The 23379-nt window shown below is 53.3% G+C and carries 19 protein-coding genes; 11 read left to right on the top strand and 8 right to left on the bottom strand.

All coding sequences use genetic code 11. From position 1 onward, the window contains the following. Nucleotides 1–55 precede the first annotated feature (55 nt). Complete coding sequence (locus Dvar_RS14600; protein WP_419662432.1) at nucleotides 56–997, bottom strand: GAF domain-containing protein; 942 nt, start codon at nucleotides 995–997, stop codon at nucleotides 56–58. 170 nt (nucleotides 998–1167) lie between these two features. On the opposite strand from Dvar_RS14600, the gene Dvar_RS14595 reads away from it, so the two are divergent. Further along, nucleotides 1168–2532 carry a sigma-54 interaction domain-containing protein gene (locus Dvar_RS14595; protein ID WP_419662431.1) on the top strand — a complete coding sequence of 455 codons (1365 nt, stop codon included), beginning with the start codon at nucleotides 1168–1170 and terminating at the stop codon, nucleotides 2530–2532. Between the two features lie 106 nt (nucleotides 2533–2638). On the opposite strand, the gene rarD is transcribed toward Dvar_RS14595, so the two are convergent. Continuing rightward, nucleotides 2639–3592, bottom strand: coding sequence for an EamA family transporter RarD (gene rarD / locus Dvar_RS14590; RefSeq protein ID WP_419662430.1), 954 nt, complete (start codon nucleotides 3590–3592; stop codon nucleotides 2639–2641). A gap of 54 nt (nucleotides 3593–3646) precedes the next feature. Then, a complete protein-coding gene (locus Dvar_RS14585) occupies nucleotides 3647–6334 on the bottom strand; it encodes a GNAT family N-acetyltransferase (protein WP_419662429.1) in 2688 nt (895 codons plus the stop codon). A 385-nt stretch (nucleotides 6335–6719) separates the two neighbouring features. Here Dvar_RS14585 and Dvar_RS14580 point away from each other — a divergent pair, with 385 nt between their 5' ends. The 6 genes from Dvar_RS14580 to tnpA all read left to right on the top strand — a co-directional run bounded on the left by Dvar_RS14580 (nucleotide 6720) and on the right by tnpA (nucleotide 14245). Continuing rightward, nucleotides 6720–7952: a diguanylate phosphodiesterase gene (locus tag Dvar_RS14580; protein ID WP_419662428.1), complete on the top strand. Its 1233-nt coding sequence runs from the start codon at nucleotides 6720–6722 to the stop codon at nucleotides 7950–7952. A 238-nt stretch (nucleotides 7953–8190) separates the two neighbouring features. After that, the gene (locus Dvar_RS14575) at nucleotides 8191–10539 is read left to right on the top strand and encodes a sigma 54-interacting transcriptional regulator (RefSeq protein WP_419662427.1); all 2349 of its coding nucleotides are present in this window, start codon (nucleotides 8191–8193) and stop codon (nucleotides 10537–10539) included. 216 nt (nucleotides 10540–10755) lie between these two features. Beyond that, the gene (locus Dvar_RS14570; protein WP_419662426.1) at nucleotides 10756–10953 is read left to right on the top strand and encodes a hypothetical protein; all 198 of its coding nucleotides are present in this window, start codon (nucleotides 10756–10758) and stop codon (nucleotides 10951–10953) included. A 21-nt stretch (nucleotides 10954–10974) separates the two neighbouring features. Beyond that, nucleotides 10975–12261, top strand: a complete 1287-nt coding sequence (locus Dvar_RS14565; protein ID WP_419662425.1) for a trimethylamine methyltransferase family protein — start codon at nucleotides 10975–10977, stop codon at nucleotides 12259–12261. Nucleotides 12262–12303: 42 nt separating this feature from the next. Beyond that, on the top strand, nucleotides 12304–13782 hold the full coding sequence (locus tag Dvar_RS14560) for a sodium/glutamate symporter (RefSeq protein WP_419662424.1): 1479 nt from the start codon (nucleotides 12304–12306) through the stop codon (nucleotides 13780–13782). A 226-nt stretch (nucleotides 13783–14008) separates the two neighbouring features. Then, a complete protein-coding gene (tnpA, locus tag Dvar_RS14555; protein WP_419662423.1) occupies nucleotides 14009–14245 on the top strand; it encodes an IS200/IS605 family transposase in 237 nt (78 codons plus the stop codon). Here the strand turns inward: tnpA and Dvar_RS14550 are convergent. Beyond that, a complete protein-coding gene (locus Dvar_RS14550) occupies nucleotides 14167–14355 on the bottom strand; it encodes a hypothetical protein (protein WP_419664260.1) in 189 nt (62 codons plus the stop codon). The two genes, tnpA and Dvar_RS14550, sit on opposite strands and share 79 nt — an antisense overlap. 187 nt (nucleotides 14356–14542) lie before the next feature. Between Dvar_RS14550 and Dvar_RS14545 the strand changes: the two genes are divergently transcribed. Beyond that, nucleotides 14543–15370, top strand: a complete 828-nt coding sequence (locus Dvar_RS14545; RefSeq protein WP_419662422.1) for a mechanosensitive ion channel family protein — start codon at nucleotides 14543–14545, stop codon at nucleotides 15368–15370. 150 nt (nucleotides 15371–15520) lie between these two features. Here the strand turns inward: Dvar_RS14545 and Dvar_RS14540 are convergent, their stop codons facing one another. Further along, nucleotides 15521–15874, bottom strand: a complete 354-nt coding sequence (locus Dvar_RS14540) for a PQQ-dependent sugar dehydrogenase (RefSeq protein WP_419662421.1) — start codon at nucleotides 15872–15874, stop codon at nucleotides 15521–15523. A gap of 355 nt (nucleotides 15875–16229) precedes the next feature. Here Dvar_RS14540 and Dvar_RS14535 point away from each other — a divergent pair, with 355 nt between their 5' ends. Then, on the top strand, nucleotides 16230–16463 hold the full coding sequence (locus Dvar_RS14535; protein ID WP_419662420.1) for a hypothetical protein: 234 nt from the start codon (nucleotides 16230–16232) through the stop codon (nucleotides 16461–16463). A gap of 128 nt (nucleotides 16464–16591) precedes the next feature. On the opposite strand, the gene Dvar_RS14530 is transcribed toward Dvar_RS14535, so the two are convergent. The 3 genes from Dvar_RS14530 to Dvar_RS14520 all read right to left on the bottom strand — a co-directional run bounded on the left by Dvar_RS14530 (nucleotide 16592) and on the right by Dvar_RS14520 (nucleotide 21930). Then, entirely contained in the window at nucleotides 16592–17332 is a 741-nt protein-coding gene (locus tag Dvar_RS14530) for an alpha/beta fold hydrolase (RefSeq protein WP_419662419.1), read from the bottom strand. Nucleotides 17333–17592: 260 nt separating this feature from the next. Continuing rightward, nucleotides 17593–20784 carry an efflux RND transporter permease subunit gene (locus Dvar_RS14525; RefSeq protein ID WP_419662418.1) on the bottom strand — a complete coding sequence of 1064 codons (3192 nt, stop codon included), beginning with the start codon at nucleotides 20782–20784 and terminating at the stop codon, nucleotides 17593–17595. A gap of 12 nt (nucleotides 20785–20796) precedes the next feature. After that, the gene (locus Dvar_RS14520; RefSeq protein ID WP_419662417.1) at nucleotides 20797–21930 is read right to left on the bottom strand and encodes an efflux RND transporter periplasmic adaptor subunit; all 1134 of its coding nucleotides are present in this window, start codon (nucleotides 21928–21930) and stop codon (nucleotides 20797–20799) included. A 197-nt stretch (nucleotides 21931–22127) separates the two neighbouring features. Here Dvar_RS14520 and Dvar_RS14515 point away from each other — a divergent pair, with 197 nt between their 5' ends. Further along, on the top strand, nucleotides 22128–22427 hold the full coding sequence (locus Dvar_RS14515; protein ID WP_419662416.1) for a hypothetical protein: 300 nt from the start codon (nucleotides 22128–22130) through the stop codon (nucleotides 22425–22427). 470 nt (nucleotides 22428–22897) lie between these two features. Next, nucleotides 22898–23356 carry a universal stress protein gene (locus Dvar_RS14510; protein WP_419662415.1) on the top strand — a complete coding sequence of 153 codons (459 nt, stop codon included), beginning with the start codon at nucleotides 22898–22900 and terminating at the stop codon, nucleotides 23354–23356. The last annotated feature ends 23 nt before the right edge of the window (nucleotides 23357–23379 follow it).

Genomic DNA, 23379 nt, shown 5'->3' with positions numbered 1-23379 from the left:
TACTCATAGTCGTCCATAAGCTCGACTTCTTGATTTTCCTCGGAACGATTTGATGTCAGAGGACAGCTATTCGGGAAGCAGTCGAATCCTGCATCATTTCCAGAACATCGATACTTTCCCGCAACCCCTGGTTGACCCGGCACATCTCTATTCCCATGCCGACCAACTGGGCAACGGCCTGAACGAAATTCACATCGCTCAGCGTAAATTCCCACGGCTCGGCCGTGTATACGCGCAGGCAGCCCAAAAGTCGGTCTCCGATGATGATGGGAGAGGAAAGAATTGAAGCGATCCCCTCTCTGATAGCCGCCTCAGGGTACTGGATGCGCGGATCATCGCTGACATCAAAAATAGCCACCGGTTGTCTATCCTGAAGCGACGAGGCGATGGAGTGGATGGCACTGACCGGCCCCTTGTCGACATATTCATCGCTCAGCCCATAATAACCGGCCAGCTTGAGTTCATCGCTTTTTTCACTGAACAGAAACAGGGCACACCCCTTGACGTTGAGCGCGTGGGTGACCCCTTCAACGGTGATCAGCACGATCTCCTCCGGATCTTGGATGGTAGAGATTGCCTTGGTGATGCGAACAAGAGTATCATAATTGATGTTGGGTTTATTCACGGAGCCTTCCTTTTTGGTTGTTAAGCGTTGTTGTCTGTCCAAACATCCAGGCATGATGAATGCCGGGTCGCCAAGTTTGTCGTTCACATATGCCTTGATAACCTCATTTACCGGACCGCAAATGCATGCGGCCACCTGCACGCCCATGGATGAGAGCGCATTTTCCAAAGGCCAGGAGATGGCACCGCAGATCAATAACTCTACTCCGAATTGCGACACTTGCCTGGCCCGGGCCAGAGAATCCATTTGATCCAACGCTCTCTCATTCCGGCGCACGGTCCGGCCGTTGTGAATATCTACCAGTAAAATGCGCGCAGCCACATCGAACACCGGCGAAATGCGGCCCTGCTGATGGGAAATTGCGATTCTCATGATAAAATAACACAGCAATATTCCGGCCAATTCCAAGGCGCACAAGATACCCTTTAAAATCAGGTGATTTTACAAAAACAAATTATTTATTTGCATTTGAACCATGCAAATTGCATTATTAGAAGTAGTAAACCCTTGTAAAATGCAATTCTTTTCGTGAGGGTGCGGCCTTGGCTTCAAAGATTGTCAAAAGGCACCAGGATACCATCCTGAATTCAATCAATGAAGGCGTTTTTACCGTCGACTTGAACTGGCGAATTACTTCCTTCAATCGGGCGGCCGAAAAGATTACCCGGGTTCGAAGCATGGATGCGATCGGCCGGCCTTGTGGTGAGGTCTTTCGGACCAGCATCTGTGAAACGGCCTGCCCGATGAAACAGACCCTTGCCACCGGCAAGCCGATGGTAAACGTAATGACCCGCATTGTCACCCAATCCGGCAACCAGATTCCCATCCGCCTGTCCACGGCCCCCCTGAAAGAGAAAGATGGCACGGTGGTCGGCGGGGTAGAGACCTTTCAGGATCTGACCCAGGTCGAACAACTTCGGAAAGCGTTGGAAGCGAACTATACATTCGAGGACATCATCGGTCGAACGCCGGTCATGAGGGACCTTTTCCAAATGATGCCCCAGATTGCCGAAAGCGACAGCACCGTGTTGATTTCCGGCGCCAGCGGAACCGGTAAAGAGCTTTTCGCGCGGGCCATCCACAACCTGTCCGACCGCAAAAAAAAACCATTTATCGCTGTTAACTGCGGTGCATTACCGGACACGCTGCTGGAGTCCGAGCTTTTTGGTTACCGGGCCGGAGCCTTTACCGGTGCCCGGAAAAACAAGCCGGGGCGGTTTGCCCTGGCCCAAGGCGGCAGTATTTTGCTGGATGAAATCGGCGACATCTCACCGGCGATGCAGGTTCGGCTGTTGCGGGTGCTGCAGGAAAAACGGATCGAACCCTTGGGCGCCGTTCACCCTGTCGCGGTGGATGTACGCGTGGTGGCCGCCGCCAATCAAGATTTAGAGACGCTTGTACGCGAAAAAAAGTTCCGTAAGGATTTATTCTATCGCATTCGGGTGGTTGAATTAAAACTGCCCGACCTTCAGCAACGGCGCATGGATATTCCATTGCTCGTCGATCACATGGTGGGCAAATTCAACCGGCTCAAGAACAAGGATATCGCCGGGGTATCGCAAGCGGTGATGCTGCGATTGATGGCGCACCATTATCCAGGCAATGTCAGAGAGTTGGAAAACATCATCGAGCATGGGTTTGCGCTTTGTCACAGCGGCCTGATTGAGATACACCACCTGCCGCCGGAGTTTTGCATGGAAAGTGACCGAAAAAGGGCTGACTTCACGGAGACGAGAACACTCAAGGCCATGGAAAGGCTGATGATCGAGGAGGCGCTGGCCCGTCATAGCGGCAACCGCAGACTCGCGGCAAAGGACCTGGGGATCGATGATAGTACGCTTTATCGAAAAATCAGGACGTTAAAGATCTCCCCCCCGCCCACCGATGGGCGAAGCCGGAAAAAGTAAGCATGCAGATTGCCCGAATACCCAGACGAACTTTCCAAAAGGATATAGTCACCTAAACGGGCGATGAGCGAGCTTGCCGCACAGTTCCCCATTATCAGCCAAATCGCTATTTGGACACCGCGGTCATGCGTTTGCGATGCCAGATCCACATATCGGCCGTGTAAAGGGCCAGTCCGGTCCAGATGCAGCCGAAGGTCACCGCATCCGCCGCCGTAAAGGGCTCATGGGTTAAAAACACACCGGTGAGAAAATGCCCGGTGGGGGCGATGTATTGCAGCAGGCCAACGGTGGCCAGTTTCAACCGCTTGGCGGCAACCACGAATAGCAGCAGCGGCAAGATGGTAAGCAGTCCCGATCCGGCCAGCATCAGGTCGATGGACAGGCCGGCCCGCAGGAACATCGATTCGCCCCGGGAGACCATCACCAGCAGCCACGCCAAGGCCACAGGCGTCATCAGCAGGGTTTCCACCAGCAGACCGGTGACGCTGTCGACCTGCACCTGTTTGCGAATCAACCCGTACATGCCGAAAAACCCGGCCATCATCAGCGCCAGCCAGGGCACTTCGCCGTAACCGATTAGGCAGATGAGCACCCCGGCCGCCGCCAGAACCACGGCCAGGCGCTGCAGGGGCTGCAGCCGCTCGCCCAGAAAACAATAGCCCAAAAAAACATTGAGCAGGGGGTTGATGTAATACCCCAGGCTGCTCTGAAGGATCTCCCCATGGGTGACGGCCCAGATAAAGGTGGCCCAATTACCGATCAGCACCAGGGCACTGGCCGCCAGGGCCCACATGACCCTGGGTCTCCGGATCAAGGCGCTGATCCGATCCAGCCGCCCGGCAATGATGACATACCCCAGCAAAAACACCGCCGCCCACAGCACCCGCTGCAACAGGATCTCCCAGGAAGACACCCCCGGCCCGATCAGGTTGAAATAGATGGGGAAAATGGCCCATGTGCCAAAGGCCCCCACCGCCGCGAGGAGCCCCAGGGAGGTGCTGTCCGGCGGGTCGGGGGACACGGCAGATGCCCCTTCCGCAGGATTATTGTGCGTGTTCATCCATGCTCATTTCAATGTTGGTATCTGATAATGCAGTATGAAGATATTGTGTTTTCAGGCATCTGAATGGGTATCCAAATCCAACCTCAAATCGAACACTCTCTCATCAAAGTTGAATTTGACCTGAAATCCAACTTTTTTGGACAGGTTTTTCATGCCTTCATTTTCAGGCAGCACAACGCCGAATATGGTCTCATACCCCTGTTTGCGAGCGATATCCAATGCCGTATGCAAAAGAATCGAACCGATGCCCTGGCCCTGCATCGCGTCGGCGACAATGATGTAGAAATCGCCTTTCTTCCTGTCAGGATGGCTCAAAATACGAATGACGCCGAGCATCTTCTCTTCTTTGTCAATATTGGCAAGCGCAATTAAGGCAATTTCACGATCATAGTCAATGGTGGTAAAAAGGTGAAGCTGTCGGGGGGTGAATTCACTGATATTACGGAAGAACCGGTAATACAATGAACTTTCCGACAGGCTTTCCCGAAACGTAACAAACAGGGGGACGTCTTCCGGTCTCACGGGACGGATGAACAAGGGGCGACCGTCTTTGGTAGTGGCGATTCGTTCCTGATGTTTGGGATATGGACTGATTACCAGATGCTTGGGTGACAAAATCCGGGTGGATGTCAATTTTATTTGGGCGTCAAGCGCCAGGACCTTCCCGTTTTTAATAATCACCGGATTGATCAACAGTTGATCGATTTGGGGGAAGTCCACTGATATTTGCGCCAGACGAATCAACATTTCCTCCAGCTTTTCCATATCGGCGGCAGGACGGTTGCGGTAGCCCCGCAGCAAATGGGAGGCACGGGAATTTTCCATCATCCTTCTCGCCAGAAGCCGATTCAAGGGCGGCAGCCCCACACTGGGTTTGTCAAACACCAGCGACAATACTCCGCCCATACCGAATAGCAGAACTGGCCCGAATTGGGGATCTTTTTTGATAGCAAAAATAAGCTTGTAATCCGCCCGCGTGATATAGGGCTGGAGAATAACACCAGGGGGGGCTGGATCATCTGGCTGTGTTTTGTTGTTGTCCGCCATCATTCTTGCCAATGCGTAGTGTACGTCCGCGGGTGTGCGCAAGCCAAGTTCAATCCCATCGGTTAGTTCAAAAGAAGAAGCGTCAATCGATTGCTTCTTCATGGCCACCGGATAACCGATGGTTTCGGCTGCGGCAATGGCCTCTTGTTCATCCTTCACCGGATGCGTGGAAACAAATGGAATGCCATAGGCCTCCAACAGTTCTTTGATTTCCCATATATTTAAAAAACTACTCTCGTGTGCGTCGTGCTTCTTCAGCACTGTTTGGGCTACTTCTTGGTTAAAATTCAGGCCCCGGTTCAATTTGTCCGGAACTTCCAAACGCATCTCCTGGTTGCGATTGTATTCGAGAAGATGCGAGAACGCCTGAATGGCTTTTTCCGGTGTGCGAAACGTGGGAATTCCGGCCGCATTAAAAAGTGCCTTGCCTTCTTCCATATCACGGCCGCCGTACCACGAGGCGAGGATCGGTATTCGAGCACCTTTGACGGTTTGCACAAGACGACGGGCCACCTCGGTGGGAGATATAGCGGCTTCCGGGGCCATGGTGATCAAAAGGCCGTTGACCGATTTGTCATTCAGACAGGCTGAAACTGCTCCGACATAGCTTTTTGCATCGGTGCCGCTCAACATATTGATGGGATTGTTTCGATTCCAGTACGGTGGCAGCACCCGATCCAGCGCTTCCATGGTTTCAGGGCGCAATGCCATGGGTTGCATATGGCAGCGAACCATGGCAGTCGCAGTCTGTAGCCCCGGCGCGCTGCCATTATTGATCACCACCAAATTTTTGCCTCTGGGCCGCGGCTGTTGGGCCATGAGTTTCGCACAATTGAACAGCTCATCGATACTGCTTACGGAAACGATGCCGGCCCGGTCGAAGGCGGCATCGTAGACAGCACCGTGAATATCCTCGATGGCAGTGTCCGCCATGGTATTGTGGCGACCGGCCATACTCTGTTCCGGCCGCCATACCACGATGGGTTTAAAATGCGACACCGCTCTGGCGGCACTTAGAAATTTGCGAGGGTTTTTCAATTGTTCAAGATAGAGCAAAATACTGCCGACGGCTTTGTCGTTGCCAAAATAATCCACCAAATCCCCGAAATCCACATCCGCCATGGATCCCGCGCTGATATAATAGCTAAATCCGATCTGTTCCAATAATGCCATGTCCAGGGCTGAGGTATAAATCGAGCTGCTCTGGGAGATAAACGCCAACTTTCCGCGGTTGGGCATGGCGGACGCGAAACTGATATTCAACCCGGCGGCCGTGTTAATCAATCCGACACTATTGGGGCCGATCACACGAATACCACTATTCGCCACGATTCTCGATATTTCAGCTTCGATGACGTGTCTCTTTTCACCGATTTCTCTGCGGGTATCGGCAACCACCAGGGCGGATTGGATTTTATTTTCAGCACAAGCATTCAAGATCGACGGGACGGTATGAATGGGGGTGGCAATGACGGCCAAATCGATATCCGGCTCAAGTTCATCGACGCGTTGACGGCAAGGCAACCCGTATATGCTGTTATAGTTGGGATTGACAGGCAGAATCGTACCTTCAAAATCAAGGCTCTGTAAATTGCGCACGACCAGTTCGCCGAGGCTGCCTTTTTTTTTACTGGCGCCGATTACGGCAACGGATTTGGGCTTCAGCAATTTGTCTAAATGATAAATACTCACTTTTCTACGACACCTCCATTGATCAACGCATCGGATGAATCCGTTTTCACAGTGTGCGACCCAATAAAACGCTCTTGAAACATTTCAACCTGCCAGAAACGTCAGATACCATAGCGATACTATCGCTACGGCGCCAATCTACCGCAAATGCCATCAACGGGTCAAACCAGGAACGTTGTGATAAACAGGCTCCCCCCAAAGGAAACTGTTATCAATTGAACAAATACTGATTGCCATCGATCGATTGGCCTTGATCATGCTTTACCATTTTTGGTAAATTTTAAAACGGTTGTATAGCAGCATGGACAACCACCGTAAAGGCCGACGGGGCGGGTTTGCTCGGAAAAAGATCGATCATCATAAGAGCAGGTTACATTCGAACACCATGAACGCGCCAACATACCCATTAATTCAGGTTGTCTATTGCAGTGCCGCGACGAGCGCGCTGACTCGGGATGGGGTCGAGCGTTTGCTGCGCGTTTCCCAAAAACGAAACGAAAAATTGGGTATCACGGGGATGCTGCTCTGTGCAGGGCGGAGTTTCCTCCAGGTCATCGAAGGCGAAAAAAAGAAGGTCGACCAGCTCGTTTCCTCCATTGAAAAGGATGACAGGCACCGCAACATTACCGTGATCATCCGTGAGCCCATAGCAAAACGATCATTCGGCGACTGGACCATGGGGTACGCCGACCTCACTAAAGTGGATGTCGAAAAAATAGTCGGCATCAATGACTTTTTCCTGCAAGAGGCCCCGCTTACAGCAATTGATAGCGGAAGAGCGAGGAAACTGCTCGATTTGTTCAAGAAGGGCCGCTGGCGGGCTGAAATCAGCAACCATATCGGGGACGAAGGCTCTGCATGGCAGTATCGCTTGAATGGCGCCTTTCCATCAGCCAGTGCCGGCAGACCGGCCGTTAACGAGCCCTATTCCTTTGCCTTTCAACCCATTGTAAGTGTCACGGACGGCAGCATTTTTTCCTATGAGGCGCTTGTACGCGGCATAAACGAAGAATCCGCAATTGACGTGATCAACGACATTCCTGCAACCAGGCGGCCTGGTTTTTATGATCAAAGCTGCGTTCTGGCCTTACACTGGGCGGCGTACCGGGGACTTTCAACACGTTTGAATCTGAATATCATGCCCTCCGTGGCGTCATCCTCTCCTTCCGCCATCGCGTCAATTCTGAAGGCGGCACAGCGGTTTAAAATCTCGCCCAAGCAGATCGTTTTGGAAATCCTGGAAAGTGAGTTCATCGGGTCGTTAAAAGATCTTTCAGCGGCGCTGCGGGATTACCGAAGCACCGGGTTGCTGTTCGCAATTGATGATTTTGGGGCGGGATATGCCGGATTGAATCTGCTTGCCGAATTTCAGCCGGACTTTCTTAAACTGGACCTTCGCCTTGTTCGGGATGTTGAAAAAAAGGGACCCAAGCAAGCGATCATACGGGGCATTCGTCGCACCTGCACGGATCTGGGCATAGAGGTGATCGCGGAAGGGGTCGAGACGGAAAGCGAATTCCGCTGGTTGCAAGCCGAGGGGATAAGGCTTTTCCAGGGATATCTATTCGCCAGACCGGCCTTCGAAAAACTGCCGGAGGCATTCTATGGCCCTGCGTAATTAATGTGTTCACAGCGGTGAATACCGATGATGATCAGTTACGTTAATCATCGTCGCATTGTTCATGGCTCACCTGCTTGCATGCCCGTTGAATGAACGATTGCAGCGGGCATTGGATGCAAAGAAGTGGCATGACCGAGCGCCGAGTCGCATCTACGCTATGTTGGATTGTCGCCCCTACGAGCCGATCAATGTAGCAATTTGACAGCTTCTTCAAGGGGATGGTATCCATTAATTCATGACCGTTACCAAGCGATACGGGACAATCCTTTTCCTCCTTGTGACTATATACGCCCTGGTGCCATCTTCTCTTCAGGCTGAGTCCGCGCGTATTGTCCACGTGGGCGCATACGACTACAAACCTTTGATATTCAGAGACGGTACCGGTAATTTCAAGGGCGTCTATCCCGACCTTCTAAACGCCATAGCCACCCAGGAAAATTGGCAAATCAATTATATAGAGGGCTCGTGGCTGGATTGTATCGAGCGATTGGAAACCGGCCAAATCGACCTGCTTCCCGCCATCGCCTGGTCCATCGACCGGGCGTCACGCTACCGTTTCAACAATGAGACCGTCCTTACGAATTGGGGCCAACTGTATACGCGGCAGGGACTTGATATCAAATCGATCACGGATCTAAACGACCGTAAGATTGCCGTTTACCGTAAGGGCATTTTCTCGGACGCCCTGATGAAACTGATTCGGGATCTCGGGATGGAGTGCGAATTCGTCGCCGTGGAGGATTACGACACGATATTTCAGCTCGTAGAAGACGGACGCGTAGATGCGGGTGTGTCCAACAACATATTTGGCCTCCTTCACGCCCAGAACTACCGAATCAAAAAAAGCACGATCATCTTCATGCCAACGGAACTGCGTTTTGCCGCTCCTAAGCGATCGAGTCCGGAATTGATGCACGCCATCGATGCCCATTTGGGTCGATTTAAAACAGACAAGGATTCCGTTTTTCACCAATCCATGCATCGTTGGGAAATGAACCGGTGGGCAATGACCGCCGATCAGAAAAGAATGTCGCGGTGGATCGTCACCGCACTCGTGACCGCATTGGGAATTGCTGCACTGCTGTTCTTTGCAAGCATGATCCTTCGACGCCAAGTGCGGCGCAAGGCGCTGGAATTGGTTCAAAGCGGTCAAGCGTTGGGACGAGAGATCGAGGCCCGTCAGTCTGCAGGCGAGGCGCTTAAGGAAAAAGACCGCATGCTATCCACACTCATGGAAAACCTGCCGGGAGCGGTCTACCGCTGCCACGCCGATCTTGATCGGACGATCGTCTTCGTCAGCAAAGGCGTCGAATTCCTGTTAGGTTATCCTTCAGATGACTTCGGTTTGCAGCGGATCGCCTCTCTCAGAGAGCTGGTTCACCCTGAAGACGTCAAAATGGTCACCGAAGGCCTGCGGGCTTCCATCGAGCGCAAAGTCCCGTACCGTTTAATGTACCGCATGAAAACACGATCCGGTGCCTACCGGTGGGTGGGAGATCAGGGTGCCGGGGTGGCCAGGGATGTGGAGGAGTTTTCCGCCTTTGAAGGATTCCTATCCGACATTACCCAGCAACAGGAGACGGAACTGGCCATCCTCCAGCAGAACGAAAAACTCCGGGAAGAAATGAAAGACCGATTCCGCTTCGGGGGTATCATCGGTAAGAGCGCGGCCATGCAGGAAGTCTACGGGATGATCGTTAAGGCAGGCGCATCGGAAGATCCGGTCATCATAACCGGCGAGTCCGGAACAGGGAAGGAGCTGGCGGCCCGTGCTATTCATGAGCTGAGCCGGCGTACGAAGAACACCTTCGTTCCGGTCAACTGCGGTGCCATCCCGGAAAATCTCTTGGAAAGCGAGTTTTTCGGACACGTTAAGGGCGCCTTTACCGGTGCGGACGTACCCAAAGCCGGATTGCTCGACGCAGCCGACGGCGGTACGCTGTTCCTAGACGAAATCGGAGACATCGCCATGGCCTTGCAGGTCAAGCTGCTACGGGCCATTGAAGGTGGCGGATACACGCCGGTGGGTGGGACCCAGGTAAAGCAGTCTGACTTTCGTATTGTGGCGGCCACTAACCGGAACCTCGACGATTTGGTTAAACAAGGCCGCTTTAGAGAGGATTTCTATTACCGGCTTCATGTCATCCCCGTTCAGCTTCCGCCACTGCGACGCCGTAGAGAGGATATCCCGCTGCTGGTGGACCATTTCCTGGAAAAATATGAAGACGAGACCATCCCCCCTTTTACAGGTAACATCATGGAAGCCCTCATGGGGCATTCCTGGCCGGGCAACGTGAGGGAGCTTCAAAACACGGTGCATCGCTACGTGGCATTGGGCCGACTCGACTTTGCCGGAAAAAAGGGGGCGCCCGCATTCCGACCGGAGCGAGACGGGAATTATACCGATCCCACAGAGACGACGGACCTGCGCACAGCTCTGGATCGTTTCGAGAAACGATACATCGAACGCCTGTTGAACGAACACAACTGGCATCGTGGCAAAGTCGCCGACATTTTACAAATCAACCGAAAGACACTTTTTTCGAAAATCAAATCCCACCGCATTCACCAGCCCAAAAAGTAGGGTTTTGCAGCCTAATGGGGCAGCCACACCACATTTTCTTTATTGTTAAATAACTTCAGTGGTTTTTCATTTATATGGGGTGTAGGGACCCTATCCCCCTGTTTTCATCTAAACAATAAAACCCTACTATATCAAGACATTATAAATATCTTGCTTCTGGCACGATGGTTGCCATGACCTCGGGCAGAAAATGGACCCGAAAGGCAAAGGAGAACCATGAATCGCAACCATCCCATTCACGTTCGGATTGTCACTATCACTTGGACCAACAGCCGCTCTTTGGAAGTCGCCGTCAGAAAGCACGGTGTCGCCTGTTATCTGGTGGCCAGCGATAAAATGAAAGATCTCAAAGACGTACTGGACCATACGGCCGATCTGGCTGTGAAAAACCACAAGCGGCACAACGCCGCCTGAAAATCAAAAAAGGAAATGAAAATGACGATTTCAATGACCCAAGCAACCGAAACCTCAATGAATGTCCGTATCCAACCGGCAAAACCGGCATCTGTCGTTCCGTTTCCCATTCCCGAAGTCAGCGCTTCCGATCGGTTGACAGATTTGCCGATGCTCGCGCGTGTCCACAAAGACGCCATGCGTGTACTGGAAGAAGTCGGCGTGAAATGCACGGATCCCACCGTCCGTGAATTGTTCGAAAATACCGGAATGGCCGCTTTCGACGAGACCACCGGCCACATTCATGTGCTGTCGTCGCTGGTGGAGCAGGCGTTGGAAACAACACCGAAAGCCGCTTCCTACTGGATTCCGGAAAACGCTTTCGGTGTCGGTGGCACGGCACCGTTCATCCATGACGACATGACAGGCGATTTGGTTCAGCCGACCATCGAGCACTTGGTCCAGATCGCCAAGATCGCCGACAAGGCCGACGACGTTGCCTTCATGGCACGCGGCGTATTGATTCGTAACCGCGAGGTGGATGTCATGAACGCCATGATTGAGCACTTTCACAAGCCTATATACGTGGCGGCCGTAACCGAGGAAGGCATCCGTCGCGCCGAGGAGATCCACCACAGCCGTGGTGGCATCACGGTGCAATTTTCAATCATCAACAGCCCGCTGAGCGTGATCGGCGGCATGCTACCACCATTTCTGGAGTGTGTGCGCCGGGGCATCCCTGTATATGTGTCCACCATGCCCATGGCCGGTCTTAGCGCCCCTTATTCCATGTCTGGCCTGCTCACACTGACCCACGCCGAGGCGCTATTCGGCATCACGCTGGCCCAGCTCGTAAACCCGGGCACGGTGGTGGTGCCCGCTGGGCTGCCGTCCATCGCCAGCATCAATAAAAAATACGCCGTGGATCTGGGCCTTCTCTCACACAACGCAGCCAACCTGCTCCTCAGCCATGTCTACAAAAGACTGGATCTTCCATCCATTCACAGCGGCTGCACGACGCACGAGGAACATCCGTCCGTTCTGGCCGAGGCGGACGCGGCGAACGGCTTTGCCCTGATGAAAAAATACGGTTTCACGCAAATGCGCCACGCCTTCGGTTTCCTCAAAGAGCTGGTCTCGTTCTCCATCGCCAAACTCGAGCGGCACATCAACCTTTGCCGGGAAACCAGCCCGGACTCGGCACCGGCATACGAATTCGAAGATTATGATCAGGAGGGGTTTACCGCCATTCAGCGAAATGGCAGTGCACCCAACTACATGCGTGACGAACACACCCTGAAGAATACTGGCAGGCAGTTTTGCCGTTAACCAACCATTATAAAACGTCCTAATATATAAGGAGAATAAAAAATGACCCCCGAACTGTTTGCCGAAGCCGTCAAAGATCCTACCGTAATCGCCAATGTTATGGGCGGCGCCCCATTGGCCATTCTCAAGGATTTCGGATTCATGGCCGCGTTGCTGTTTGTCGGAAAAGTACTCCGGGCCAAGATACCCATTTTCCAGGACTACTTTATCCCGGCGTCCGTGATCGCCGGCTTCCTGGGGCTGCTACTAGGCCCACAATTGCTGGACGTCATCCCGTTTTCAGCCATGATGGGCAAGTACGCCTGGCTGCTAGTGGTGATCCTTTTCGCCACGCTTCCCATCGGCCAGAGCCAAACGAAATCGAAAAAGGAAGTGCTCAACAAGGCTGGCAGCACGCTGATGTTCAACGTGTTTGCCGAAGTGGCGCAGTTTGCGCTGGCTGCAGTGCTGGGCATGACGGTCATGAAATTTCTCTGGCCCTCGCTTCACGAGGGATTCGCATGGATGCTGCCGGCCGGGTTCGCTGGCGGGCACGGCTATGCCACGGCGATCGGTGGGACGCTGGAAAAGTTCGGCTTTCATGACGCCATCTCCGTGGGGATGACCATGGCCACCATTGGTCTTTTGATCGCCATCTTCGGCGGGGTGGCTCTGATCCGCTTCGCCACCAAGCGCAACTATACCCGCATCGTAAAAGAGGCCGGTTCACTCCCGGATTCGCTACGCACCGGCCTGATCCCCACCAAGGAGAGAACGGCTTTGGGCGAGAGCACAGTGTCACCCATGTCCATTGATCCGTTGGCATGGCACGCTGCGCTTGTGGGCGCCGCCACGCTTGCCGGTATCTACATTACGAAATGGATCGGGTCCATCTCCTGGCTGACCATCGGGGGCAAGCCGCTGTATATGCCGGAGGTCTGTACCGCTATTCTCGCAGCCATGGTGCTGCAACGGCTGCTGCGCGTCATAAAAATGGACGCCTACGTGGATAAGAAAACCATCACCCGTATCGGATCCGGCGTGTCGGATTTCATGGTGGGCTTTGGCGTGGCCTCCATAAAGATCTCCGTTGTCGTGACCTTTTGGCAGCCGCTGTTGTTCCTCGTGATCGCAGGCGTGCTCTGGGTTGTGTTCAATCTGCTGGTGATGGCCCCTCGCATGCTGAACAACTACTGGTTCGAACGCGGGATTTTCAATTTCGGATGGTGCACGGGCGTGGTTGCATTCGGCGTCACCCTGCTTCGCATCGTGGATCCAGATTACGAAAGCGGCACGCTGGAAGACTACGGACTGGCCTACATCATTATCGCGCCCATCGAGCTGTTCCTGGTGTCGCTAAGCCCGATTTTTTACGCCACCTACGGCTGGTGGACCACGCTGGTGCTTGTTTTGGCAGCAGTCGGCATCCCGCTAACAGCCAAGGCCATGGGTCTGTGGTATCCGGCAAGCAGGCTCGGCATCCGGCAGAACGAGAAAACGATGGAGCCCCTCGCACCGATCAAGTTGCCGGTAACACCGTAATACAGATGATGAAGGTCCATGATGGCCCTCGGCTTCGAGGCCGGGGGCCGTTTTTGGAGTGTTTTCCGAATGGCGCCACATTGCCTGCCAGAGCGCAGGGAAATCATATCAAGTATATGAGAAACTACATTCTATAAAAATCAATTATAGCCAAAACCGATAGAGAAATTCATGAACAGAAGGTTGAAATCATCTATGCAAACATTAAGTGGGGTTGCCATGCCTTATGCATGGGATGAAAATGGAAATATGCAACAACAAACAGGCCAGGTCTTTGTTCACATCGAAGTTTCGGCAAGATACGATCTACGGGAAACTCAGGAAAAAGATCGGGTCGATCATTCGAGATTTGTGTCGGCAAAAAGGGATTGAGTTGCTTGAAGGTCATGCGATGCCGGACCATATACATTTGTGTTTGAGCATACCACCGAAATACGGTGTTTCGAACACGATATCTGGATAAACGATCCTGAGAACGGAATTTCCAATGTCGGTATTGCCCTGCGCGTTGCCATGTGGGATGTTTTCATAGAGCATGGCATCGATATTCCTTATCCCCAGCGGGATGTTCATATAAAACCACAGCCGGTATGACTATTCAGGTTGCTTGTTTTTTGAAATTCAAACACGCATGTATTTTACATCTTGCCTTCAATGCTTGTGCTCGAACAGCGTCATGATTCATTGTACTTCAAAGTACCAACACCAATTACGTCGTCAAAGGTAATAGCTTTTAATTTCAGAGGCAAAGGAGGAACTTATGGAATGGTCTGATCTGATAGATAAAGTATACACGACACTGACGCTTTATGGCCTCAGAGTCGTCAGTGCGATCGCCATCTTTGTTATTGGACGATGGGTGGCAAAAGGAGTGATTCGACTCATCGAGCGCCTTATGGTCAAACGAAAGGTTGACGAGACGCTGGTTTCCTTCGTTAGCAACCTCGGCTATGTGGCGTTGCTGGCCTTTGTCATTGTTGCAGCGTTGAACAAATTGGGCATCCAAACCGCTTCGTTTATCGCGGTGCTGGGTGCTGCCGGCTTGGCCATCGGTCTGGCCCTCCAAGGGTCCTTGTCGAATTTCGCGGCCGGTATATTGATGATCATTTTCAGGCCGTTCAAGGTCGGTGACTATATTGAGGGCGCAGGTGTTGCCGGGACAGTTGAATCGATTCAAATATTTACAACCCAACTAAAAACGCCGGACAATAAGACCATCATCATCCCCAACGCCAAAATTTCTGGGGACAATATCGTCAATTACTCCACCAAAGGTACCCGTCGGGTGGACATGGTGTTTAGCATCGGATATGGCGATGATATCGACAAAGCCCGTCAGATCATCATGCATGTCATTACCAATGACGAACGGGTGCTCAAAGATCCTGAGCCGGTGGTGGTTTTATCCGAACTGGCCGACAGCAGTGTGAATCTGACCACGCGCGCCTGGTCAAAATCAGCAGATGTCTGGGACATATTCTTTGAAACCACGGAAAGGGTCAAAAAAACGTTTGATGCCCAAGGCATATCCATTCCTTTCCCTCAGCGCGATATTCATATTTACGAACAAAAAACGGAGACTGCTTGAAAGCGCCTATTCGTCAACTTATATAATGAGGCGGTGAATCTTTTGCGCAATGAGAACATTTTGATTAGCGGAGATTTTCTGCTTGGGGGATATCAGCCCGTTTGGCTGGATATTTCCTAAAAATAAAATTAGTTTTGTCAGCTATGATCATTATTTCTTATATCTTCCTTTAACGGAACTGAGCCGGAGGCCCTTATGAATCCGTTCCCAAGAATAAGCCTGCTTTTTACGGGTAATGTATTCCTTGATCTTTATGGAGAATGGCAAGATACCGACACGATAGGGTAGTGGCCACAACTTGCAAACATAAGGGCAATGATGAAAAGGGATAGAAATTTCATGCTTCGCATTTTTTCCTCCCACGTTGCGAAGTGAATCGTAGGCCAATCCCTGGATGTTCCGGTGGCCATAACACCAAATCGTTTTTTCGGTATCGACCCTGGCGGAAAAGGGATTGTCCTGGGGCGCATGACCGCTATCATTGAGTCTCAGTATTTTCCCCAAATGGATTTATTTGTTCTGGGCCTGCTTGCGGATCCAATCACGTGCAAGTCGAACCGGTAGATTGCCACCATCCCCGGCGGGATAGATCTCATCAGTCGATCCTCCTGCCCTGATCTTCTGCACAATCCTCGGTGGGCTTATCATGGGGATTCCGCTGTTGACCCCATCGTGGCATTAAATGTGAACCAGTATCAGCCGTGGATTCTTCTGCTTACCGGCGGCACCAGCTATGGGGGAGAGCGTCTTATTCCAACGCTTTTGATGTCGCAGAAGGGAGCCCGACGCACCTAAATCCGCATGGACACTGGCAAAGCAATCGACACCACCTTATAATTTTAAGATTGGCGACTGTTCCATGCAGCGCAACCTGAATGAAACCGGTCGCGCTCAGGCACGAAGTATCGGCAATTGGCTTCGCCACAAAGGCGTCAAATGGTGCCGGTGCCTTGAAACGGCCAAGTTAATACAATTGGGCGCTGTAAAAGCCTTACCCGCGTTGAATTCCTTCTATGAGCGCATTGAGGACCGGGAGCCGAACATCAACGCCTTGAAAGAATTCATCCCAACCCAATCGACGATCAAAGATTGAAAACCAACCGGGATTGGCGGCGACTGGCTTGGTTATGAGAAGGAATCTGGAACCCTATGCCAAAACACTGAAAAAAAAGGTGTGTCCACCGTGGCTTTCTATTTTCGCACCCCCGCAATAATGCGCTGTCAAGGCATATAGATTTCACTTTCCAAAAAGCGGTCCCAAAGGGCTTTGAACGTTTCATAGCTGTGCCCGCCGTGAATGTGCACCACCCGATTGGCGGGCAAAACCGCCGCCAGCAAGGCGTGCGCCTTAGCGTATTTGTCTTCTTCACCGTATGCGAGGTAAACCGGCACGGGCTGATCGTTGCCAACATTCTCTTTGATCCAGTGCCACAGCATCCGCTCCCAGTCCTCTTCCGGGTCGTAGGCCCCGGGCGACCAGGATCGCACCCCGCCGGCGGCCTGGATCTCTTCGATGATCGTATCATATCCCAGAAAGGGGGATATCAGGCAAATGCCGTCGATATCATTGGGCTGCTTTAGCAGGTAGAGCAGTGAACCCAGCCCTCCCATGGAGAACCCCACCAGCCAGATGTGGTCTTGGCCATGTAATCGTGCCGGATCGATCACATCCGCCTTGAGACGTTTGATCAGGCTACGATTGGAATAGTATCCGAAGTGGGCATTGGGAGCGGCCATATCGAAGGGCAGATTATTGGTTCGCACATCGTCCACCAGCCCTTCCTTTTCGAAACTGCGATGGCTGCCGCCGATCCCGCGCATAAATACAAAAAGATTAACCTGAGAAGCATTCTCATCCGCCCGATAATAAAGCACATCCATGGGGCCTTGGGCAAACCAGGCGCAGCCTGAGAGCAACAGAATGATTCCCATCATCGTGATGCCAAGGATCGATCTTCGCATCCATGGCCCTTTCATCGCCAATGGCGTGGTTTGAGATCGATTTGGAACGGGCCAACACCAAACGTCACAGACCGGAATCCATTGGATCTGGTAAGATGCATGTCAATCGCCCTTAGAACTGGGGTAAAATGGAGATATCGTGTTGGGAAAGCTTATGTCCTAACTACCGCATCTGTTCCCGGTCCGTCAAGCCGGAAGTCAGTAGCAGATCGCTTCACATCGGGGAATGATTGTGCCGTCTATGCCGAATTCGCCGCATCCTATCTTTTGTCACAGGAAATGGACCACTGACATTCGGCGTCGGCCACCAAGTGGCATTTGGTCGGAATCCGAAGGCCCTTGATAACCGGTGCCAGGCACGTTCCGTCGGACGGCGTTTGTGCAGAGACAGGCTCCCGCTGGTGGTCCTTGGCAATCAACATGTAAAGCGAAGGAATGACGAAAAGGGTAAAGATGGAGCCCACCGTCATTCCCCCCACCAAAAACAGACCAATGGAATTTCGTGCAGCCGCGCCGGCGCCACTGACCAGAATCAGGGGAAAATATCCCACGATGGTCGCGCTGCTGGTCATCAGGACCGGCCGCAGTCGTGTAAGGGACGCCTCACGGATGGCTTCCAGCTTGCTCATGCCTTGGCGTTGAAGCGTGTTGGCGAATTCCACAATGAGAATGCCGTTTTTCGACACCACACCCACCAGGGTCACCAAGCCAACCTGTGAGTATATGTTGAGCGTCGTGGTCCAACCGTCGGTCCAGAATGCCGCGTTGGGATCGGGCATTTTGAGGAAAGAAAAAATCAGGGCTCCAAACATTGCCAGGGGAACGGACCCGGCCAAAATGACAAATGGGTCGCGAAAGCTGTTGTACTGAGCGGCAAGGGTCAGGAAGATAAGTATCAGTGCCAGGCCGAAAACAGGAAGAAATGTATTGCCCTCGGTACGCAGTTGGCGGGACTCGCCCGTGTAGTCGAGGATATATCCCTGCGGCAATATCTTTGCGGCTTCCTTTTCCAGAAAGGTCAGGGCCTCATCCAGAGGCCGAATCGCCACCCCGCTCAGCTTAACGGCATTGAACTGCTGGAACCGATTGATCGAACGCGGCAGCGTGCGTTTTTCCACCCGTGCGATCGTACTCAAGGGTATCAGGCGCCCTTCCGGTCCAGTCACGTATACGTCCTTCAATTGTTCGGGCGTCAGGCGGTCCACCCGCTGAACCTGGGGGATGACCTTGTAGCTGCGCCCTGAGATGGTAAACCGGTTGACGAAATCCCCCCCGACCAGCGAAGACAGATCCCTGCCCACCTGCTCGAGATTCAGTCCGATATCGGCCGCCAGATCACGGTCGATCACGATTTGGGCCTCGGGCTGATCGAACTTGACATCGATGATGGGCGGAAAGGCGAACAGGCCGCTCTGAATGGCCTTGCCCCGCAGTTGGTGGGCAAATGTCAGAATCTTTTCCGGCTCGTCTGTGGCTGCCAGAATGAACTCCACCGGAAATTGACCACCGCCTGGCAGGGCGGGCGGGGTCACGGCAAACATTTGGATGCCAGGGATTCGACTCAGCCCCTGTTGCACCTCGGGCATGATTTCGAAGATGGTTCGCTCCCGTTCTTCCCAGGGGGATACCACCATGCCGCCGAATCCCGATGAGGGCGAGGTGATCTGGAAGGTGAATTCCGTCTCCGGGATCCCCATGAAGACATCGTTGGCCGCGGCTGCATTGCGGCTGGTTTGGTCAAGCGTGGCACTGGCGTCTGCGTCGACGATGCCGAAGATCACCCCCTGGTCTTCCGTGGGTGCCAGTTCCCTGGGAGACATCATGAACATGGGAATCGTTGCCAGCCCCAGCAACATCCAAACCGCGTAAACCGCCGGCCTGGATTGAAGGGTAATATCCAGCCATCGACCGTAAAGCCGGTGGATACGGCCAAAGCCCCGGGAGATCCGTTTCGCCAGTCCGCGATTTGCCAGTCCCGGTTTGAGCAGTTTGGCCGACATCATGGGCGAGAGGGTCAGCGCCACCACGGTGGATATGATCACCGCGCCGGTCAGGGTAAAGGCGAATTCCCGGAAAAGGGACCCGGTCAAACCGCCCTGCAGGCCGATCGGCGCATAGACGGCCGCCAGGACCACCGTGGTGGCGATGATCGGCCCGACCAGCTCCCGGGCCCCGATCAGGGCCGCCTGCACCGGAGGGTGCCCCTTGCGCAGGTGCCGTTCGACGTTCTCCACCATCACAATCGCATCATCCACGACCAACCCCACCGCCAACACAATGGCGAGTAATGTGAGCAAATTGAGGCTGAATCCGAAAATCTGCATCAGAAACAGGCCGCCGACGAGGGCCAGGGGAATGGCAACCAGGGGGACGAGTGCCGAACGCAGTGATCCCAGGAAAAGAAAGATAACGGCGGCCACGATAGCCAAGGTAAGCAGCAGTGTTTGGGTCACTTCGCTGATGGCACTGTCGATGTATTGGGTCGCGTCGTAGGCGACCCGACCGTTCAAACCGCTGGGCAGCGTCGCTACGATCGCATCCATCTCCTTGCGAACAGCTGTGATCACATCCAATGAATTGGCATTGGGTAGTGGCCAGATACCCATGAATACAGCGGTCTGACCGGAAAAGCGCACGTCGGTGTCATAGTCTTCGGAGCCCAACACCACCTCCGCGACGTCCTGCAAACGCACCAGCGCACCATTCTGCTCGCGGATCACCAACTGCTGGAACTCTTTTACGGATCTGAGGTCAGTGTTGGTGGATAAATTGAGTTCCACCAAGGCGCCCTTGGTCCGTCCCACCGCCGCAATGAAATTGTTGGCGGCTAGTGCCCGGCGCACCTCTGCCGGGCTGATGTTGTAGGCCGCCATGCGGTCGGGCTTGAGCCAAACGCGCATGGCAAAGGTCCGTGCCCCCAGTATATCTGCTCGCTGGACGCCGGTAATCGCCGTCAGGCGCGGCTGGACCACCCGTACCAGATAATCGGTAATCTGGTTTTGCTGCAAAATGTCCGCGGTGAAGCTTAGGTAGGCGGCGGCGAAGCGGCTGTCCGCAGATTCGACGTTGATGACTGGCACCTCGGCTTCCGGCGGCAGATTGCCTCGAACCTGATCGACCTTTGAACTGATTTCCGACAATGCCTTGACCGCATCCACGTTGAGCTCCAGCCGAGCCGTGATCGTTGAGACCCCTTGGCGGCTTTGGGACTCGATGTAGTCGATCCCGTCGGCGGCGGCAATGGCGCGTTCCAATGGCGTCGTGACAAAACCCCGCACCAGTTCTGCGCCGGCGCCCACATAAGCGGTCGTGATCGTCACCGCCGCATTTTCACTGCGCGGATATTGGCGAACGTTCAATGTCAGCAGCGCTTGCACGCCGGCGATGATGATCAGTATGCTTACAACCAGCGATAAAACCGGTTTGCGGATAAAAATATCGGTGATGTTCATGATCGATCCGCCTCATGCATTTTCCGGTTGGGGAGTCAATTCAAAATCGGGCGACAGGCGATTGTCTATCGTCACCGGCATGCCGTTGCGCAGCCGGAAAACGCCAGTGCTGACGACGGCTTCACCCGACTGAAGGCCGCCTAATACAGCGACAAAATCACCCCGTTTTTCACCGAGCCTGACGAATGTCTGGCGGAGGACAGGGGAGCCCTGGTCCGATGCTGCAGCGCCACCATCTAAGATAAACACGGAATCGCCATAGGGGGCATGCAAAACGGCCGTTACGGGAATAATGAGCACCGGTTCCGGCTCCGGCATCAGCACACTCACACGGACAAACATTCCCGGTCGGAGCCGTTCGCCTGTATTGGCCAGTATGGCCTGTACCTGGAGGCTGCGCGTGTCGGGATCCACGTCGGGGTTCAAGGCCGTTATGCGCCCTGAAATAGGGTCATCCTTGGTTGCCGTCGGATAGGCACGCACGCCAAGGCCGGTTTCGAGGTGGTGGATGTGTTGTTGGGGGAGCTTGAAGTTTACGAAAATAGGGTCGACGGATTGCAACGATACGATCGCTTGTCCGGGTTCGAGGACTTGTCCCTTATCCACAAGGCGGATGCCCAGTCGACCAGCAAATGGCGCCCGGATGGTCTTCTTGGCGATGATGGCGTCGATTCGCTCCCGCTCGGCAACGGCCTGTTCGTACTCGGCTTCCTTTTCATCCAATACCGATTCCGTGACGACGTTTTCATTGTTCAGCAGTTTGGCACGCTGCAGCGCTTTACCTGCCAGCCGGGCACGGCTGTTTGCCGCCCGTAATGCGGCACGCTCCTCTGAAACGTCCTGCTGCAGCAGCAATTCCCCAGCTTTCACCTGCGTACCTGCCTCGAAGGCGATCTGATCGACTTTGCCCGACATCTCGGCAGATACCAGCATTCCCTGAACAGCCTCCAAAGACCCCACTGCCGACAGGGTGTTGTCCCACCGGGTCATCCTTGCCGTTGCCACTGTGACGGTTTGCGGCGCAGTGACCAACGATTCGCTTCGGGCGATCAACGCTTCAACTTGAAGCCCTTTAACCGCACCCATGCCACCGAGGACAAGAAGCACACCGCCGACAGCAATAAATACGCGGAGGTACATTTTCATAGTATTCATGAGCATATTCCTTTATTTTATTGACCGTACCTCTGGATTAGTTCGTAAGTGCGTTAAAAAAAGGATAAGGCATTAAAAGTCAAAGACAACGATGGTCGTTTGATCGTATGGTGGCAGCCCAGAACTACCATTACGTACATTTGCTTTACTTCGTTCGGTCATGATGACATCCGATTCTCGACATACCCATGTGTTACGCGCCCTGCGCCCTATTTTTTGTCATTGCCATGGCAGGACTGTGTATCCTTTTCCCGGCAGCCTTCGATTCTGCAGCACAGCCGCCCATCCACCACGCGCTTGAGGTGGAAATCCTTCACGCTGCCCAAACCCTGCGCGGTATTGACACCATCCATCTCCCAAAGGGCGCGTCGCGTCTGCGCGTGACCTTTCGTCCCGGTGTGCGCATGCTTGCCGTGGAGGGCGCCACGTACACGCACGAAGAGAGGCAGACAGAAGCCTTTCGATTCGATGTTTTTCGCCTTCTCTAGCCTGAGGAAATTCCGGCCACAGTCAACGCGGTAAAGGGCTCCAGCGCCCTTGCGGCCGTACTCGCCGAAGACAGCAAACATTAAAAGGAACGCAATTTCCGCATGATCGTGGATAAATCACTTTAATAATTGACAGATTTATTCGTCAGAGTCTATTCTTCACAAAAATCTACACCTTACCATTCCCAAGAGTAAGATAATCAGGAGCTTCTAACGCATGAACAAGCTCAACTGATCGAGGCCCTGAAGACCTACAATGGTCTATAAAAACGGATGCCGCCATTTTTGCCATGTCAGTATTCAACGTGATCGGTTTATATATGCTGATGGGATCATTACGAGCGGATCTCAGAGACGATCAAGCCCGAATTGCGTCAGGAAAAATCAAACGTTACAATTAACTATTAGGATGAAATGTCATTGTTCAAGCCAGAAAACCTTTTCATAACCTTCACCGTAAGGAGGCGCCTATGGAAGATTTTAAGCGTATTCTCTACCCCGTCGCACTCACCGACATCTCACCCAAGGTGGCCCCCTATGTGGTGACCCTGGCCAGACAACTCGATGCACAGGTCCATCTGCTGCATGTGCTGCGACGTTTTGACTGGTTCGTGGACACGTACGTATCAGATCCGCCGGAGCCTGACTTCAAGCGCATTGCAAGCGACTTTGAAAGTCATGTCCTGTCCCAGGCGCAAAGGAAGCTGGACGCATTTGAAAAACGACATTTAAGCGGCACCCAGATTGCCGGCAGAGCGGTGGTTTCCGGAACCCATTACAAGCAAATCCTAAATTATGTCGAATCCGAGGGGATCGATCTCATCGTCATGGGAACGGGAAGCCCCATCCAAAAAGTGATGTTCGGATCGGTTGCCGAAAAAGTGTCCCGGCTGGCCACGGTCCCCGTCATGTTAATCAAGGTTGCCTGAAGGCAATGCCATCGAAGGCCCAT

It is taken from the genome of Desulfosarcina variabilis str. Montpellier (genome assembly GCF_048565275.1).
GTDB lineage: Bacteria > Desulfobacterota > Desulfobacteria > Desulfobacterales > Desulfosarcinaceae > Desulfosarcina > Desulfosarcina variabilis.
The sequence above is the reverse complement of the archived record's forward strand: the minus strand, read 5'-3'. Positions and strand labels throughout refer to the sequence as shown.